At 67.7% G+C, this 17530-nt stretch carries 17 protein-coding genes; 3 read left to right on the forward strand and 14 right to left on the reverse strand.

Features of this window, described 5'->3' with window-relative positions; all coding sequences use genetic code 11:
- Position 1 precedes the first annotated feature (1 nt).
- The 3 genes from OZ671_RS02155 to OZ671_RS31935 all read right to left on the reverse strand — a co-directional run bounded on the left by OZ671_RS02155 (position 2) and on the right by OZ671_RS31935 (position 3545).
- Positions 2-1333, reverse strand: a complete 1332-nt coding sequence (locus OZ671_RS02155; RefSeq protein ID WP_268859187.1) for an HlyD family type I secretion periplasmic adaptor subunit — start codon at positions 1331-1333, stop codon at positions 2-4.
- Positions 1330-3045 (reverse strand): type I secretion system permease/ATPase, encoded by a 1716-nt coding sequence (locus OZ671_RS02160; RefSeq protein WP_268859188.1) that lies wholly within the window; start codon positions 3043-3045, stop codon positions 1330-1332. The genes OZ671_RS02155 and OZ671_RS02160 overlap by 4 nt, the downstream gene beginning before the upstream one ends.
- A 221-nt stretch (positions 3046-3266) precedes the next feature.
- On the reverse strand, positions 3267-3545 hold the full coding sequence (locus OZ671_RS31935; protein WP_328286330.1) for a hypothetical protein: 279 nt from the start codon (positions 3543-3545) through the stop codon (positions 3267-3269).
- On the opposite strand from OZ671_RS31935, the gene OZ671_RS31940 reads away from it, so the two are divergent.
- A complete protein-coding gene (locus OZ671_RS31940) occupies positions 3510-3884 on the forward strand; it encodes an ATP-binding protein (RefSeq protein ID WP_328286331.1) in 375 nt (124 codons plus the stop codon). The two genes, OZ671_RS31935 and OZ671_RS31940, sit on opposite strands and share 36 nt — an antisense overlap.
- A gap of 831 nt (positions 3885-4715) precedes the next feature.
- Here the strand turns inward: OZ671_RS31940 and OZ671_RS02170 are convergent.
- The 3 genes from OZ671_RS02170 to OZ671_RS02180 form a co-directional block, all read right to left on the reverse strand.
- Positions 4716-5384 carry a hypothetical protein gene (locus OZ671_RS02170; RefSeq protein ID WP_268859189.1) on the reverse strand — a complete coding sequence of 223 codons (669 nt, stop codon included), beginning with the start codon at positions 5382-5384 and terminating at the stop codon, positions 4716-4718.
- On the reverse strand, positions 5381-6412 hold the full coding sequence (locus OZ671_RS02175) for a zinc-dependent alcohol dehydrogenase (RefSeq protein WP_268859190.1): 1032 nt from the start codon (positions 6410-6412) through the stop codon (positions 5381-5383). The genes OZ671_RS02170 and OZ671_RS02175 overlap by 4 nt, the downstream gene beginning before the upstream one ends.
- Positions 6413-6651: 239 nt before the next feature.
- Positions 6652-7650: a Bug family tripartite tricarboxylate transporter substrate binding protein gene (locus tag OZ671_RS02180; RefSeq protein WP_268859191.1), complete on the reverse strand. Its 999-nt coding sequence runs from the start codon at positions 7648-7650 to the stop codon at positions 6652-6654.
- Between the two features lie 275 nt (positions 7651-7925).
- Between OZ671_RS02180 and OZ671_RS02185 the strand changes: the two genes are divergently transcribed.
- Entirely contained in the window at positions 7926-9692 is a 1767-nt protein-coding gene (locus OZ671_RS02185) for a DEAD/DEAH box helicase (RefSeq protein WP_268859192.1), read from the forward strand.
- A 10-nt stretch (positions 9693-9702) separates the two neighbouring features.
- A complete protein-coding gene (locus OZ671_RS02190) occupies positions 9703-10185 on the forward strand; it encodes a YaiI/YqxD family protein (RefSeq protein WP_268859193.1) in 483 nt (160 codons plus the stop codon).
- A gap of 11 nt (positions 10186-10196) precedes the next feature.
- Here OZ671_RS02190 and OZ671_RS02195 read toward each other — a convergent pair whose 3' ends face one another.
- From OZ671_RS02195 to OZ671_RS02230, 8 genes are all read right to left on the reverse strand, one after another.
- On the reverse strand, positions 10197-10670 hold the full coding sequence (locus tag OZ671_RS02195) for a type II toxin-antitoxin system VapC family toxin (RefSeq protein ID WP_268859194.1): 474 nt from the start codon (positions 10668-10670) through the stop codon (positions 10197-10199).
- Positions 10667-10951, reverse strand: coding sequence for a type II toxin-antitoxin system Phd/YefM family antitoxin (locus tag OZ671_RS02200; protein ID WP_268859195.1), 285 nt, complete (start codon positions 10949-10951; stop codon positions 10667-10669). Before OZ671_RS02200 ends, OZ671_RS02195 begins: the two co-directional genes overlap by 4 nt.
- 204 nt (positions 10952-11155) lie before the next feature.
- A complete protein-coding gene (locus OZ671_RS02205; RefSeq protein WP_268859196.1) occupies positions 11156-12100 on the reverse strand; it encodes a DMT family transporter in 945 nt (314 codons plus the stop codon).
- Between the two features lie 285 nt (positions 12101-12385).
- The gene (locus tag OZ671_RS02210) at positions 12386-13192 is read right to left on the reverse strand and encodes an ABC transporter permease (RefSeq protein WP_268859197.1); all 807 of its coding nucleotides are present in this window, start codon (positions 13190-13192) and stop codon (positions 12386-12388) included.
- A 3-nt stretch (positions 13193-13195) separates the two neighbouring features.
- A complete protein-coding gene (locus OZ671_RS02215) occupies positions 13196-13987 on the reverse strand; it encodes an ABC transporter ATP-binding protein (protein ID WP_268859198.1) in 792 nt (263 codons plus the stop codon).
- A 90-nt stretch (positions 13988-14077) separates the two neighbouring features.
- On the reverse strand, positions 14078-15079 hold the full coding sequence (locus tag OZ671_RS02220; RefSeq protein WP_268859199.1) for an ABC transporter substrate-binding protein: 1002 nt from the start codon (positions 15077-15079) through the stop codon (positions 14078-14080).
- A 14-nt stretch (positions 15080-15093) separates the two neighbouring features.
- Complete coding sequence (locus OZ671_RS02225; RefSeq protein ID WP_268859200.1) at positions 15094-15759, reverse strand: TetR/AcrR family transcriptional regulator; 666 nt, start codon at positions 15757-15759, stop codon at positions 15094-15096.
- A gap of 37 nt (positions 15760-15796) precedes the next feature.
- Positions 15797-17530 (reverse strand): hydantoinase B/oxoprolinase family protein, encoded by a 1734-nt coding sequence (locus OZ671_RS02230; protein WP_268859201.1) that lies wholly within the window; start codon positions 17528-17530, stop codon positions 15797-15799.

The raw sequence follows: 17530 nt of genomic DNA on the forward strand, positions 1-17530 counted from the left end.
TTCAGATTTCACGAAATACCCTCTTCACCTGATCCATCAGCGGCTTCATCAGATAGGACAGCGTCGTGCGCTCCTCCGTCCGCACAAAAACCTCCGCCGGCATGCCCGGGACGATCTTCATGCCGCGCAGCTTGGCGAGTTCGGTTTCGTCGACGGCGACGCGCGCCAGATAGAACGGGATCTGGTTCTGCGGATCGCGCGCGACGTCCGCCGAAAGGCGGATCAACCGTCCCTCCACTTCCGGCGTCGTGCGCTGGGGGAAAGCCGTCAGCCGGATGAACGCGGACTGCCCCGGCGCGACATGGTGGATGTCGTTCGGCTGGACGCGGATCTCGATGACGAGCCGATCATCGCCCGGCACGACCTGCATGATCGGCTGACCGGCCTGAACGACGCCGCCAATGGTGTGATAGGCGAGCTGATGGACGAAGCCCGATTGCGGCGCGCGGATATCGATGCGTTTCAACTGATCTTCGGCCGCCACACGCCGTTCGATGAGTTCGCCGAGCTTCATTTGAACCTCGCGCAGCTCGGTCGAAACCTCGCGGCGCATGTCCTGGTCGATCTGCAGCATCTGCAATTCGGCTTCGGCGATACGCCCCTCGGCACGGGCACGCTCGGCGACGAACTGGCCGACCTCGCCATCGAGGCGAGCGGCCTCGCGCTCCAGTTCGACGAGGCGGGTGCGCGGCACCAGGTTCTGCCGGAACAGCGCCCTGATATCGGTGAGCTCCCGCTTGATCAGTTCGACCTGCCGGCGCCGGGCGGCTTCCTGCGCCTGAAGGCCGACCATCTCCTCGCGGATCTGCGCGATGCGCTCGCGCAACTGGCCGCGCTGGCCGTCGCGCGCAGCGCGGCGGTCGGAGAAGAGGCGTATTTCGCCGTCGAAGGCCCGGCGCGCATCGCCGTCCTGGTCGGCCTCTCGCAAGGCCGGCGGCAGGGTCAAAACGATGCCGTCGCGTTCGGCCTCCAGCCTAACGCGCCGCGCTTCGCTCTCGTGCAACTGCTTGACGACGACCTGCAGGTTGGCGCGGGTCACGGTGTCGTCGAGCCGCATGACGAGGTCGCCCTCGCGCACCGCCGTGCCGTCGCGCACCCGGATCTCGCCGATCACCCCGCCGAAGGGATGCTGCACCGTCTTGACGTTGGAATCGACGACGACGGTCCCCTGCGCAACCACCGCGCCCGCTATCGGCACGGTCGCGGCCACCACGCCGCCGCCGCCGACCAGCACCACGGCGACAGCAAGACCGAAACGGATATGCCGCGCGATCGAGCGATCCTCGCCGCCTGTAGCCACACGATCCGGCCGGCTCACAGCCTCGCCCGTCATGGCGCCCTCGTTCCGGCGCGCGGCGCCAGCACCTTGTTCAACACTTCGTCCTTCGGGCCGAAGGCAGCGATGCGCCCCTCCTTCATCACCGCCACCATGTCGACGGCGGCGATCGCGCTCGGCCGATGGGCAATGACGATGGCGATGCCACCGGCCTGCCGCACGGCCTGGATGGCACCGGTCACGGCGGCTTCGCCCTCCGCGTCGAGATTGGCATTGGGTTCGTCGAGCACGACGAGGAAGGGACTGCCGTAGAGCGCCCGGGCAAGCGCAATGCGCTGGCGCTGGCCGCCCGACAGCGTGATGCCGCCCTCGCCGATCCGCGTGTCATAACCGTCGGGCAGGCGGCGGATGACCTCGTCGGCGCCGGCGGTCCGGGCGGCCTCGACGATGGCGTCCGCCTCGGCATCGAGACGGAACCGGGCAATGTTCTCCGCCACAGTGCCGTCGAACAGGCCGATATCCTGCGGCAGGTAGCCGATGAAGCTGCCGCGCGCTTCGTCGCTCCACTGGTCGAGTTCGGCGCCATCGAGGCGCAGGGAGCCGCGCAGCGGTTTCCAGGCTCCAGTCAGCACACGCGCAAGGGTCGATTTGCCTGACGCCGATGGCCCGATGACGCCGAGGGCCTGGCCGGCCAGAAGCGAAAAGGAGATCCCCGAAATGATCGCGTCCTGCGCGCCCGGCGGGCCGGCAAAGATCTGCTCGGCCGTCAGCATGCGTTTCGGCGCCGGCAGCGCCATGGGCTCGCGCGCCACGCCAACGGCGCCGAAGATCGTCTTGAGCCGGGCCAGGGCCTGCCGCGCCGCGACGAACCCCTTCCAATGGGTGACGCACAATTCGATCGGCGCCAGCGCGCGTCCCATCAGGATGGAGGCGGCAATCATCACGCCGCCCGTCGCTTCGCCGCGGATCACCAGATAGGCGCCGAGCCCCAGCACGGCCGACTGCATGAACATGCGGAAGACCCGCGACACCGTGCCGTAGCCGGCGCCGGCATCGGCCTGACGCCCGCTGGCCGCGAGGTAGCGGCCATGCACCGCCTGATAGCGGGCGCCGAGGGCCTGGCGCATGCCCATGGCGGCAATCGTCTCGGCATTGCGCCTGACGGCTTCGGTCAGGCGGCCGCGGCTGGCAGCCTCCTGCGCGAGATCGCGCGTCGGCGCGCGCGTCGCACGGTCGGTGAGGAGCGTGACCAGGATCAGCAGCACGGCCGCGATCAGCACGGCAATGCCGATCCAGATGTGCAGGAAAAAGCAGAGCACGAGAAAGAGCGAAACCCAGGGCAGGTCGAAGAACGCCGTCGGCCCGAGGCCCGACATGAAGGCTCTGATGGCGTCGAGGTCGCGACTCGGCTGGAGGGCATCATGGCGCGCACCGGCGCGCACCGGAATCTCGGCTGTCAGAGCAAAAATATCGGGCGCGAGGCGCCGGTCGATAGCCGCTCCAATACGGGTCAGCAGCCGCTGGCGCGTCACATCGATCAGGCCCTGCACCAGAAAGACGGCGAAAAGCATCAATGTGAGCGCCACGAGCGTCGGCACGCTGTGGCTTGCCAACACCCGGTCATAGACCTGCAGCATATAGATCGAGCCGGCGAGCATGAGCAGGTTCATGACGCCGGAGAACAGCGCGACCCAGCCGAGCGCCCCGCGATAGCCGGCAAAGATCATGCGCAGCGGATCGCCGCGTGCAACTGATGACGAACCGCGCATGCGCCCCCGCATTGCCAACGGCAGATTCTCAGCCCCGATGCAGTCAGCCAAGCATGTCAGCTTTCCGTAAGCTAGCCCCCCTTTTCTGCGCAGTCGAACAATAAAGCGACTTCCCCTTTATAGTGGCAGAGACGATACACAATAATTCGAGATAAAAATACACTTGGAATGTATGTATTTTCAGACAGGCGCTCGAGCTGCCAGAACGCGGTCTCTGCCGATCACGCCTTGAAGCTGCCGATCAGGCGAAAGACCGCCGCGTCTTCCTCACCGGCATGGCCGGCGGCAAGCCGCTGCAGCGCGGCCTCGTCCGTGCCATCGGCCAGGAGCACGCCGCCGCCCTTTGGCACTGGCGGCGCGAGCGGATGGCCGGGCGCGTCGGCGGCCACCCGGCCCCATTGCACCGCGCAGCCCGCAGGGGACGCGACGGCGACCCGGGCATTCCCGACAACGAACGCGAACAGATGCTCGAGCCCTTCGCCCGCGACGATGCTGCCCACAACCTCAACAGCGACACCGGCTTCGGCCTCGGCCTGACCATCGCCCGCGCCATCGCCGAGGGCCATGGCGGCCGCCTGGCGCTGACCAAGCGCGCCCCGCGCGGCCTGACCGCGCGGCTGGAGCAGAACACGGCACACGGATGGCGCAGCCGGCGTGAAGGGCTTGAGCGGAACCGCGGCAAGCGGCCCGCCGCTCAACATCATCGCCTGGGCCCATCGCCCTTCCCGACTCAATTCGCTAAAATGAAATGCCGCACATCGGCCGGTGATTTCGATGTAGCGGTATCTGTTAGTGTACGCCGCAAGTTCAAAAATACCGGATCGTTCGTAGCTTTGTAAGAAATGGAGTTTATCGTGCCCGAACTCGACAACTTCGGAAGGTGCTCAATGTTTTGCGACCGAACAAACGTCAGCGTGTGATCTCCTCTTGTATCTCGGCGATCAGTCGCGAAATGATTGTTTTGCGACGGCCAATCCGGCAGCGTCATTTATTAGACCGGAATAATCAGGAGTATTTGTCTCAGTGGCAAAAGCGGCCGCTGTGGCCTCTGCGTTTCGCAGCAAATTGCGCGAATTTTCCGTACCTAGAAACACCTAGCCAAATATTTGTCAAATTGACATAACTTGCGTATTCTGTACTTGCATCATTTGAAGCACTACTTGCATACTTGCGATATTGGCTTGAATGCGAGCCAGCGGCGCTTCGCCGAAATTTGTCATTCTTCGCTCCAATTCTACGTTCAGCCTAATTTAGAAGCGCAAAAAGCCCACTCGCGCATACCACCGACGCAAAGCTAAGAATAAATGCAACTGAAATCCAAAAAATTATCCCCAGCCAATACTTAAATGGACTCTCTGATTTTGAATAAACAGCGCCTCGCGCCAACAGATAACCTGTCTTAATCGCAACAAAAACAATAGGAATTCCTACACGTAAAACTATATAATTTGCATAGAAGACCGCGAAACTTGTAAAAAATATCCCAAAACTCATCGAGCACCCCACTGGGAAAATAAGATTATTTCCCGCATTTGATATATAAAATTATATTATTTCTACATTCTACTCAATTTTATGCTATAAACACTGAAGTCCATGCGTGCTAAATTTCCCTAAATGCACGTCTCACCTGATCATTCAGCGGTTTCAGCAAGTATCATAGCGTCGTTCTATTTTTCGTCCTCACAAAGGCGTCCGCTGGCATCCCTGGCACAATCTTCAAGCCCTGAAGCTTCGCCAACTCTAATTCGTCCACCGCACGTCCGGAAGCTGCCGATCAGGCGAAAGACCGCCGCGGCTTCCTCATCGGCAAGTCCGGCGGCGAGCCGCTGCAGCATGGCCTCGTCCGCTCCGTCCACCAGGAGCACGCCGCCGCCCGACGGCACCGGCGGCGCGAGCGGATGGCCGGGCGCGTCGGCGGCCACCCGGCCCCATTGCACGGCGCAGCCCTCAGGAGATGCGACGGCGGCCGGCTGGCCGCCCAGAACGATCGGCGCGAGAAAAGCCCCGGCCGGTGACGGCTCACGCCGATCGAGGCGGCAGACGATGCGGCTGAAATGGGTGAGATGCGGGCGCATGAGCCGGCTCATCGGGCTCGGCGTGTCGACCAGCCGGCGGTACTCGGCGCTGTCGAGCACGCCGACGCCGGCAAGATCGTAGAGCGTGAAGAAACGGGCCTCGTCCCCGTCTCTCGCCTGGTAGCGCCATGCGGCGAGGATGCCCGGCACGGTGAGCCGTTCCGGCACGTGCTCGATGCCGTGCCAGGCCTCATAGGCGTCGAGCCGACCCGGCGCGACGCCGTTCCACAAGGCGAGGAAGGCCGAACCCTGAAGCTTCATGCCGCCGTCTCCGGCCGCAGCATGACCTTGACGCCGGAACGGTCGCGCATGGCCGCGAAGCCGTCGAGAGCCGCGACCAGCGGCAGGCGGTGGCTGATCAGCCCGCGGAAGCGCTCGGGCTCGGCGGCGAGGGCGGCGAGCACGCGCGGCCAGGTGGCGAGCGGCGCGCGATAGGAGCCGCGCACGGTCTGGCCGGAGCGCACCAGCCTGACGAGATCGAGCGAAGCAGCCCGGGAATGGATGCCGACGACGATGAGCGTGCCGTCCTGGTCGAGCACCGCCAGCGCCTCGCCGACGAGCCGGGCGACGCCGGTCGCCTCGATGACGGCATCGAAGGGCCGCCCCTCGTTGGCCGCCGTCAGCGCCTCGGCCAGCGGCCGCGCGCCGACATCGACAAGCCTGTCGAAGCCGAGCGCGCGGGCCACGACGAAACGGGCGGCATCGTCGCGCCCGGCAAGCACGATCTCGCCGGCGCCTGCGCTTTCAGCAAACAGCGCGACGCCGAGGCCGATCGGCCCCGGCCCGAGCACCAGGACACGGGCGCCGGGACGGAGCGCGGCCCGGTCGACCGCCTCCGCCGCCACCGTCATCGGCTCGGCGAGCGCGGCGATCTCGGCATCGAGCTCCGCCGGCACGGCGACGCAATTGACGGCGGGAACGGCGACCTCGGCGGCAAAGCCGCCATCGCGGCGAATGCCGATGCCGGTGCGCGCCGCGCAGCGTTCGGCGGTTCCCGCGCGGCAGGCCGGACAGGCGCCGCAGACGACCGAAGGCCTGACGACGACCCGGGTGCCGGCGGCAAGGCCGGCGCCCGCCACGACACGGCCGGAAAATTCATGGCCGAGGGTCACCGGCATGGCGCTCGTCATGGCCTCATAACCGCCGGTCCAGTCGGCAATGTGCAGGTCGGTGCCACAGATGCCCGCTGCCTCGACGGCGACGATCACCTCGCCGGCGCCCGGACGGGGCCGCGGCACCTCGACGCGGCCTATGCCGGGAGCCGGTTCGAATTTGCGCAGGGCCTGCATGGGCAACCTCCTGACGTGGCCATGGTTTGCACGGAGACGCATTGCACCAAAGCTGGCGGTCCTTCGCAGCTCGCGCCTCGGGATGAGGACGGTATCGTTGTGGATGCCGCGAGCTTACGCGGCGCGACTCAACGAACCTCATCCCGAGGCGGGCGCGTCAGCGCGGGCCCCGAAGGACAGCTGACCTTGCTTGGGATCGATCAATTCCCTGCTCGCCGCTCGCCGTTCACCACTGGCCTTCACTCCGGCTTCAGGCCGATGGCACGCACCACCTCGGCCCACTGGGCGGCCTCCTTGGCCATGAAGGCGGCGAGCTCGGCCGGGGTTCCCGGCACCGGCTCGGCGCCCAGCACCTTCATCCGATCGCGGACGGACTGGGTCGCCAGCGCCGCGGCGAAGGCCCTCTGCATGGCGTCGATCGCCTCCTGCGGCGTGCCGCGCGGCGCGACCAGGGCGAGCCAGGCGGAGACGTCGTAGTCGGGGTAGCCCTGCTCGACCAGGGTCGGCACGCCGGGCAGGAGGCCCGTGCGGTCCTTGGTGGTGACGCCGAGCGCCTTCACCGTGCCGCCCTCGATCTGGCCGGAGACGGAAGCAAGCGTCGCGAATGAGACCTTCAGCGTGCCGCCGATCAGATCGGAGAGCGCCGGCCCCTCGCCGCGATAGGGCACGTGCTGCAGCTTGATGCCGGTGCGCAGCGCGAACAGCTCGCCGGCAAGATGCGCCACCGTGCCGGTGCCGCCGGAGGAGAAGGTGAGCGGGTCGCGCGCCGCGCGCGCGGCCGCCTCCAGCTCCCTCATGGTCGAATAGGGCGCATCCCTGCGCGCCACCACGACGAGCGGCAGCTTGGCGATCATCGAGACCGGGACGAGATCGGTCTTCCAGTCGAACGGCAGGTTGTCGCGCGAGGCGGCGTTGATCACCATGGTGGTCGGCGCGGTCAGCACGGTGTAGCCGTCGGGCGCTGCCCGCACCACCGCGGTCGTCGCCGTGATGGTGGCGCCGCCGCCGCGGTTCTCGACGACGAAGCGCTGGCCGATGAGATCGCCGGCGGCCTCGGCCGCGACACGCATGGTGACGTCGACGCCGCCGCCGGCGGCGAAGGGCACGATCACCTGGATCGGGCGGCTCGGAAAGCCCTGAGCGAAAGCCGGGCCGGCAAGGCCCGCCAACGCCAGCGCGCCCAGGCCGCGCCGCGACAGAACCAGTTCCCGCTCACCCATGACGTCCTCAGGTCCCATGCCCATGCTCCCATGCGGCGCGCGGCGCGCCAGGCGCCATTGCGAGAGCCGCCCGCGCCGGCAGATCCAAGGACATAGCATAGCCGGCGCCGACCGCACCCGCGGCCTGCGCTTCGGGGGCATTTTGCTGCACCGCACAATTCATCGGTGGCGTTTTCCGCGCCGATGGCTTAAGGGCAAGGCTTCAGCGTTCAATCGAGCCGACCGCAGCGCGCCTCGCGCGGCATGGCATCGGCCGTGCCCTTCCAGTCTCCGAACCAAGGCCATATCCGCCCGTGACGATCTCCGCCGCCATTTCCCCGCCGCTGGCCGAAGCGCTGGCCGAGCGCAACTACACCGACCTCACCCCGGTGCAGAGCGCTGTGATCGGCCCCGGCGCGCTCGACCGGGACCTGCTCGTCTCGGCCCAGACCGGCTCGGGCAAGACGGTTGCCTATGGCCTTGCCCTCGCTCCCACCCTGCTCGGCGGGCTCGAGCGGATGGCGCCGGCCGGCGATCCGCTCGCCCTGATCATCGCGCCGACGCGCGAGCTCGCCCTGCAGGTGCAGCGCGAGCTCGCCTGGCTCTATGCCAAGGCGGGCGCGCGCATCATCGCCTGCGTCGGCGGCATGGATCCCCGGCGCGAAAGGCGCCTGCTGGAGGAAGGCGCCCATATCGTGGTCGGCACGCCCGGCCGCCTGCGCGACCATATCGAGCGCAATGCGCTGATCCCCTACGGCGCCCGGGCCGTGGTGCTGGACGAAGCCGACGAGATGCTCGATCTCGGCTTCCGCGAGGATCTCGAATTCATCCTCGGCACCCTGCCGGAGGACCGCCGGACGCTGCTGTTCTCGGCCACCCTGCCTTCGGGCATCGTGACGCTCGCCAGGCGCTTCCAGCACGATGCCTTCCGGATCGAGGCCTCGCGCGGCGAGCGCGGCCATGGCGACATCGAATATCGCGCCATCAGGGTGGTGCCGAACGAGGTCGAGCATGCCGTGGTCAACGTGCTCAGGCTGATCGACTCGCCGAGCACCATCATCTTCTGCAACACGCGCGAGGCGGTGCGGCGGCTGCAGGCCATGCTGGCCGAGCGCGGCTTCTCGGCCGTGTTCCTGTCGGGCGAGCTCGGCCAGCACGAGCGCAACATGGCCCTGCAGGCGCTGCGCGACGGCCGGGCGCGCATCTGCGTCGCGACCGACGTCGCCGCCCGCGGCATCGACCTGCCCAATCTCGGCCTGGTCATCCATGCCGAGCTGCCGACCGGACCGGAAACGCTGCAGCACCGCAGCGGCCGCACCGGCCGGGCCGGCCGCAAGGGCATCAGCGTCCTGATCGTGCCGCCGGCGCGCCACCGCCGCGCCGAGAGCCTGCTCGCCAACGCCGGCATCCGCGCCGAATGGTCGGGCCCGCCGAGCGCCGAGGAGATCCGCAAGCTCGACGGCGAGCGGCTGGTCGAGGATCCCCTGTTCAGCGAGGAAGCGACCGACGAGGACCGCGACATGGCGGCGGCGCTGATGGAGAAGAAATCGGCGGAGGAGATCGCCATCGCCTTCGTCCGCAGCTACCGCGCCCGCCAGCCGGAGCCGGAAGAGGTGACCCAGCCCGGCTTCGGCCGCGAAGGCCGGGGCAAGCACGAACGCGACCGTGACGGCGACGGCGAGCGTCCGGCCCGCTCGGCCGCCGGCATGGCCTGGTTCCGGCTCGATGCCGGCCGCGACAACAATGCCGATCCGAAATGGATCCTGCCCATGCTGTGCCGGCGCGGCAATGTGACGAGGCGCGATATCGGCGCCATCAGGATCTTCGACGACGTCACCGAGTTCGAGGTGGCCGAGGCGGTGGCCGAGGCCTTCGCGGTCAATGCCCGGCGCGCCAACAGCGAGGATATCCATATCGAGCCGATGAGCGGCTCGCCCGCCGAGCAGCGGGCGCTCAGGCCGGGCCGCAAGCCCGGCGGAAAGCCGTTCGGCAAGGGCGGCAAGCCGTTCGGCGACGGCAAGCGGCCGCGCCCGAAGGGCAAGGCCGAGCGCGGCGGCTTCAAGCACCGCCGCGGCCGGTGAGGTTACGGGCATGAGCGCGCCGGCCAAGCCGATCGCGGTGTTCGTCGACGCCGACGCTTGTCCCGTGAAGGACGAGGTCTACCGCGTCGCCCAGCGCTGCGGTCTCATCGTGCATGTCGTCGCCAACATGCCGCTCGCCGTGCCGCGCGAAAGCTGGATCCACCGCGTCGTGGTGAGCGAGGGCCCCGATGTCGCCGACGACTGGATCGCCGAGCGGGCGGGCGCCGGCGACGTGGTGGTGACCGCCGACATTCCGCTTGCCGCCCGCGCGGTGAAGGCCGGCGCCGTGGTGCTCGCGCCCGACGGGCGCCTGTTCGACGAAGCCTCGATCGGCCTCGCGCTCGCCACCCGCAACCTGATGGATGGCCTGCGTTCGGCCGGCGAGACGACGCGCGGCCCGAAACCCTTCGGCCCGCGCGACCGCTCGGCCTTCCTCTCGGCGCTGGACCTTGCGGTGAACCGGCTGAAACGCGCGGGTTTCGTGACGCGATAAGGGGATGCGTGCTATCGCATTCTTCCCGTCGATGGGCTCAACGGAAACATTGCGACGTCGTCGTACCAAGGGTCGAACACCGCGGCTCCCGACAGTCTGACATCCCTTGCATTGCGGGCCGCCAGGTAGAGATCATGCGCGATCGCCGTCGCTGCAAGCATCGTACCGATCACCGGCGGGGCATGGCCGCTGGCCCGCTTCACCTCTCCCGACAGGCGCCCCCAGGACCTGACGATCGCATCGCTCAATGACAGGACGCGCCCATCGAACCGGGCCGCCAGCGCGTCGCGCGCCGCCACATAGCGTGGCCGATCCGGATCGCCGGGAGCGAGATTGTGAATACCCTTGTCGTATTCGGCGAGGGTCAGCACGCTCAGATGAAAGCTCGCCTCATCCTGCCCGGCCGCCCATGCCTTCACCGAAGCCGCGCCGCGTGGATTGACCAGGGCGGCAACGACATTGGTGTCCAGCAACCACCCCTTCACAGCTCGACATCCCGTCCGCGGTCCGTTTCGCGTTCCAGGTCGAGGCCGCCAAGATGCAAGCTCGCCATGAACTGGAGGAACGGCATTCTGGGCGTCTGCGGCACAAGGCGCTCGAAATCCTCGACGCTCAACACGACAACCGCGTCCTGGCCGCGCACGGTCACCCGCTGCGGCCCCTTCTGGCGCGCCCACCGCACCACCTCGCTGAAACGCGCTTTCGCGTCTTCGAGCTTCCACAGGTTCGCCGCGACACGGCTGCCGGCCCCTTTCGCCGTGGTCATGTCCGCCACCTGTCCATTCGCGCCAATCTAGTCAGCTGGTCAGATATATGGCCAGTGCGGCGTCGAATGGCCAGCGCGGGCCTCATGCCACGTCACGACGGTGACAACGCATCCGCGCCTTGAACACATCGCTATTTCCGACACCAAATGCCTGGCGGAAATAGCGAGTCGGAACCACGAGTCATTTCTTGATGACTCGCGGTGTCACGCCACGCGCGGCCTCGGCGCCGTGGCGCGGTTGAGGAGCACGAGGCCGGCAATGATCGCGGCGAAACCCGCAACATGGAACCAGGCGAGCCGCTCGCCGAGCCAGAGCATGGCGAAACCCGCCGAGAAGACCGGGCTGAGATAGAGGAAGACGGCCGCGCGCTGCGGGCCGTTGGTCATCACGCCATAGAGATAGAAGAGATTGCCGAGCATGGTCGGGCCGAGCCCGACATAGGCGATGGCCGCCAGCGCCGTCCCGGGATCGGCCTCCGGCCAGGCGAGCCAGGGGCCGCCGAGGGCGAGCCAGACGAGATAGACCGGCAGGAAGACGAGGAGCAGCGCTACCCAGCCGGTGGCGACCGACAGCGGCAGCGCATCGATGGTGCGCGTCCAGTCGCGCAAGCGCAGCGAGAACCAGGCGAACGTGATGGCCGCGCAGAGCGAGAGCAGGTTGCCGAGATTGAAGTCGAGCCCGGCGAGGACGGCCGGATCGCCCTTGGTGATGATCAGCACCGTGCCGGCGAAGGCGATCGCCAGCGACATCCAGGTCAGCGGCGCGACCCGCTCGCCGCCCGAAAAAAGGCCGATCAGCGCCACCCAGATCGGCGTCGTCGCATTGATGAAGCCGACCTCGATGGCGATGCTGCGATAGGCGCCGCCGAGCAGCAGGTAGGAGAACAGGCCGACGCCGACGATGCCGCCGACGACGAGATCGCCGGCGCGGGCGCGGATCGCCGGAAGGGCCGCCCGCAGCGTCGGCAGGGCGACAAGGGTCAGGACGGCGAGCCCGATCGCCCAGCGCCAGAACACCAGCGACGGCAGGGGCACGATGTCGCGCGCGGCGCGCGCCACCACATGGTTGCTGCCCCAGAGCGCGCCGGTCGCAATCAGCGCGGCGATGCCGAGGAGAGCGCGGGGATGGGGTGCTTGCGGATCGTTCATGCCAGTCCCGGTGACCTTCGCGGAGCGAATGCGACATCCCCTATCACGATCGTCGGACGCCTCGCGCGAAACGCAGCCCTGCATCAAAACGGGCCGTGCGGCACGCCCCTTCGCGCAGGTTCACTGCATCAGGACCGGTGGTCGGGTGCGGCACCGCGGGGACGCATGAACCAATGGGTTAGCGCGCATTCTGCACCCTCGTCGAGGCCATGACTTTTCCATCCCTCATGGCAAGGTGCGAGCCGAAGGCGAGCCTCGAAACGGCCGCCCTCGCCGCAGCACCCGTCATCCCGAAGCGCCCACGCTGTGGCGGGCGCGCTGCGAGACGTGCCAGGGCAGGAGCAGGCGCTCGGCGAAGTCGACCAGGAAGAACAGGATGGTGCCGACGATGCCGAGCAGCATGAGCGAAACGAAGACGCGCACCGTGTCGAACTGGCCCTGGGCCAGCAGGATCTGGAAGCCGAGGCCCTGGCTGCCGGCGACGAACTCGCCGACGATGGCGCCGACCAGCGCGAAGGAGATGGCGACCTTCATGCCGGCGAAGAGGCTCGGCAGCGCGCAGGGAAAGCGGATCTTGAACAGAATGGCCCAGGGCGAGGCGCGCGAGACCCTGGCGAGATACAGCATGTCCGGGTCGACAGAACGCAGGCCCAGCACGGTGTCGATGACGACGGGAAAGATCGCCAGCATCAGCGCGATCGCCACCTTCGGCTCGGTGCCGGTGCCGAGCCAGATGACGAAGAGCGGCGCCAGCGCGACCTTCGGGATCGAGTTGAGCGCCACCAGCATGGTGTAGACGGTGCGCTCGAGCAGCGGCGAATAGACGATGCCGACGGCGAGCGCGACGCCCAGCGCCACCGCCAGCACGAAACCGAGCGAGGTCATCGCCAGGGTGAAGCCGAGATGGCGCAGGAACAGGCCGGGCGTCTCCATGAAGGCGGCGACGATGGCGGTCGGCGACGGCAGGATCAGGGGCGAGGGCTGGAAGATCAGGACGCCGATCTCCCAGAGCACCAGGGCAGCGGCCAGGACCGCGACGACGTCCCGAACCTCGTTGTCGGCGGCGAACAGCCGTTTCAGGGCGCGCATCATGGGCTATTCCTTGACGATCCCGAGCTCGGCGAAGTGGTGGCGGATGCGTTTCACATAGGCCGCGAATTCCGCGCTCTCGCGAATGGCGAGCGAGCGCGGGCGCGGCAGGTCGATCGCGACGATGTCGATGATCCGGCCCGGTGCCCTGCCCATCATCACGACACGATCGGAGAGGAACACGGCTTCGGCGATCGAATGGGTGATGAACAGAAGCGTCTTGCGCGTCTCCTGCCAGATCCGGGCGAGCTCGATGTTGAGGTCGTCGCGGGTCATGGCGTCGAGCGCGCCGAACGGCTCGTCCATCAGCAGCAGGTCGGGATCGGCGAGCAGCGCCCGGCAGATCGAGGCGCGCTGGCGCATGCCGCCGGACAGCTCCCAGGGGTAGCGATGCTCGAAGCCGCCGAGCCCGAAACGGTCGAGCAGGGCCAGCGCCCGGTCGTGATAGTCGGCGCGCTTGAGGCCGAGGAACTCGATCGACAGGAGCACATTGTCGAGGACGCTGCGCCAGTCGAGCAGCACGTCGCGCTGGAACACCACGCCGAGGCCCTGCGGCGGGCCGTCGATCGGCGCGGAGCCGACCCGGATCTCGCCGGAAGAGACCGCTTCGAGGCCCGCGACGCATTTCATCAGCGTGCTCTTGCCGCAGCCCGAGGGCCCGACCACGCTGACGAACTCGCCCGGCGCGATGTCGAGATCGATATCGGCGAGCGCCGAGACCGGGCCGCGCGGCGACATGTAGGTCTTGCCGGCGCCGCGAACCGAGACATAGGCTTCGGCCACGACGGGCGTGCTCATCCGGATCGTCATGGCCTGGCGACCCACTGGCTGGTGAAACAGTCGGTCATGGCCGGCCGGCCCGCTGGTTGGTGAGGCGGATCGTCATGGTCACTCGACCAGCTGGTTGGTGAAGTAGTCGGTGACCGTCCATCCCGGGCGGACGACGCCGGCCGCCTCCAGCGATTTCAGCGCCGCCTCCCAGTCCTCGCGCGCCTGCCAGCCGATCGGCCGGCCCTGCGACGCCGGCGTGTCGAAATAGTCGATGGTCAGCTTGATCTGGCCGCGCAGCACTTCGGGATCGAGGCGCGCATCGGGCCGCTCGGCGATCATGGCGCGTACACCGTCGTCGGGATTGCCGCGCAGATGCTCCCAGGCGCGCTGCTGCACCGCAATCAGCCGGCGCAGCACCGGGCCGCGGCTCGCGATGACGTCCTCGCGCGCGACCAGGCCATAGCTCGGGAAGGCGATGCCCTCGTCGGCCGCGAGCAGGCATTTCGAGGGGCGAGAGCGCTCGGCGATCGGCAGGGCCGAGCCGACCGTCGACATCAGCCCGTCGGCCCGCCGGGCGGTATAGGTGCCCCAGAGCGCTGCGGGGTCGACGAAGTCGACCTTGACGTCGTTGCGGGTGAGCCCACCGGCCTTCAGGTAGAGATCGATGAACGGCGCCCAGGGGCTGGCGGCGAAGACGACCAGCGAGCGGCCGCGCAGATCCGCCGCGCGGGCGGCGGTCGCGGTGCGATCGACCAGGATGCAGAGATCGGTGCGGCGCTGGAAGGTCGCGATCGCGCGGATCTTGGCGCCTTGGGCCCGCGCCGAGCCGACCAGCCCGACCTGGACCTGACCGATATCGGCCTGGCCGGCATTGACGAGCTGGATCGTGTTGCCGGAGCCGCGGCCGTCCTGGATGTCGACGTCGAGATTGGCCTCGCGGAACCAGCCGCGGTTGCGGGCGAGATGCATCGCGGCCTGCACGCCCCAGGGCGAGAAATCCAGCCGCACCGAGACCTTGTCGGGCGGCCCGGCGGGCGCTGCCGCCTGGGCCGCGGCCGGCGCGGCCTTACAGGCGAATACCGCTGCAACGAGCAGCGTGGCCGTCACCAATCGCTTCATGGTCCATTCTCCGTTCACCTCTGGTTTTTTGCGCCGTCCGCCTCTCCGGGCGAACTTTGCGTCAAATAGCTCAGCACCATCTCGACGACATGCCGCCGCCGGCCCGCGATGCGCTCGGGCGCGACGAAATCGCGCTCCAGGAGCCAGGACAGGGTGTGCTGGTTGGACAGGAAGAAATAGGCGAGGCCCGAGATCGAGAGGTAGAGATCGACCTCGTCGACATGGGCGCGGAACACGCCCTCGGCCTGGCCGCGCCTGAGGATCTGGCGCAGCGTGTCGAGCAGGCGGCCATAGAGCGGCCGGATCGCCTCGGAGCGCTTCAGGTGCTGGCCGTAGTGGATGTTCTCCACGCTCATCAGGCGGATCAGGTCGGGGGTCGCGACGAAATGGTCGAACGTGTTGCCGACCAGCCGGCGCATGCCTTCGAGCGGCGGCAGGCCGCGCAGGTCCTCGTCCTTCTGGCTCTCGCGCAGGCCCGCATAGATGCGCTCCAGGACGGCGAGATAGAGCGCCTCCTTGGAGCCGAAATAGTGGTAGATGAGGTTCTTGTTGGCACCCGACTGCTCGGCGATGCGATCGACGCGGGCGCCGTTCAGGCCATGGGTGACGAACTCGATGCGCGCGGCCTCGAGGATGCGGGCGCGGCTTGCCTCGGGGTTGCGCGTGATCTTGTCACGCACGCCCCCGGTTCCAGGCCTGACCGCCGCGCCGGCCATGTCAGGCGACCTCGGCAATGGCGGAACGGTTCGCCCGCGCGTCGGCCGTCGCCGCCAGATCGAGAACGCCCGCGGTGTCGATGACGACGCCATGATGCCGCGCCGCAAAGGCGGCGGTGATCTTGCCGTCGATCACATCCTCGCGGACGAGCGCCGGATCGCGCTCGAACGGATCGCCGAATCCGCCGGCGCCGGCCTGCTCGTGAACGATCAGCGTGTTCGCGCCGACGGTGGTGGTGATCTTGCCGGGCAGGTCGCGCCTGACGCCGTCGACCTCCATGCTGTTGCGCGAGGGGCCGCCGGGCTCGCCACCGGCAAGGCCATAGGGCCGGAAGGCCACCCGGTCGGTGCGCATCTGCAGCAGCGCCTCGGGGGCGAGAATGCGGTAGGAGCGGCGGATGCCGACGCCGCCGCGCCAGCGGCCGGCACCGCAGCTGTCGGTGACGAAGCCATAGTCCTCGATGCGCACGGGATGCTCGGCCTCCATCACCTCGACCGGCATGTTGGAGAGGTTCTGCGAGGCGTTCGTCACCGCCTCTAGCCCGTCCTTGTCGGGCCGGCCGCCCCAGGCGCCGCAGATCATGTCGACGATGATGAACGGCTGGCGGTTGGGCCTGAGGCCCGAAATGCAGATGACGCTATTGCCGCCCTCGCCGGCCGCCGGCACCTTGTCCGGCACGATCTTGGCGAGCGCGCCGAGCATGGTGTCGAAGACGCGGTAGCCGGTGAGCGCGCGCGCCGCGCAGGGCCCGGGCATGACCGGATTCAGGACGGAAGCCTCCGGCGCCCTGACCTCGACGCAGCGGAACATGCCGACATTGTTCGGAATGTCGCGGGCGAGCACGCAGCGCACGCTCAGATAGGTCAGCGAATGGGTGAAACTGAGCGTCGCATTGAGCGCGCCGCGCACCTGCGGCGAGGAGCCGGTATAGTCGACGAACAGCGAGCCGTCGTCGCGCACGGTGATCGCGACATTGATCGGGATCGGCCGGTCCGAGAAGCCGTCGTCGTCGATATGGTCGGTGAAGCGATAGGTGCCCTTCGGCCAGGTCCTGATTTCCTGGCGGGTCAGCCGCTCGGCATAGTCGAGCAGTTCCTGCATATAGGCGTCGACCTCGTCGGCGCCGTAGCGCTGGATCAGCTTGTCGATGCCGCGCCTGCCGACCTGGGCGGCGGCGAACTGGGCCGAGAGGTCGCCCCAAACCCGGTCGGGCACGCGGACATTGATCTTGATCATCGTCTCGAGGGTCGTGTTGAGCACGCCGCGCTCATAGAGCTTGAGCGGCGGGATGCGCAGGCCCTCCTGGTAGATCTCGGTGGAATCGGAAGCGTTCGATCCCGGCACCCGCCCGCCGACATCGGTGTGGTGGCAGATCACCACCGCGAAGGCCCGCCGGCGGCCGGCGGCGAAGATCGGCACGAACATGAAGATGTCGGGCAGGTGCATGCCGCCGTGATAGGGGTCGTTCATGATCACGACGTCGCCCTCGGCGAGGTCGTCGCCGAACTTGTCGAGCACAGCGGCCATCGCCTCGGGAATCGCGCCGAGATGCTGGGCGATGGTCTTGGCCTGGGCGACCATCTGACCGTCGCCCGCGCAGATCGCCGCGGAGAAGTCCATCACGTCCTTGACGATCTCGGAGCGCGCGATGCGCACCACCGTATAGGCCATCTCGTCGGCGATCGAATCGAGCCCGCTCTTGATGACGGCGAAGGTGATGGGATCCACTTTCAT

The organism is Phreatobacter sp. AB_2022a, from assembly GCF_026847585.1.
Taxonomy (GTDB): domain Bacteria; phylum Pseudomonadota; class Alphaproteobacteria; order Rhizobiales; family Phreatobacteraceae; genus Phreatobacter.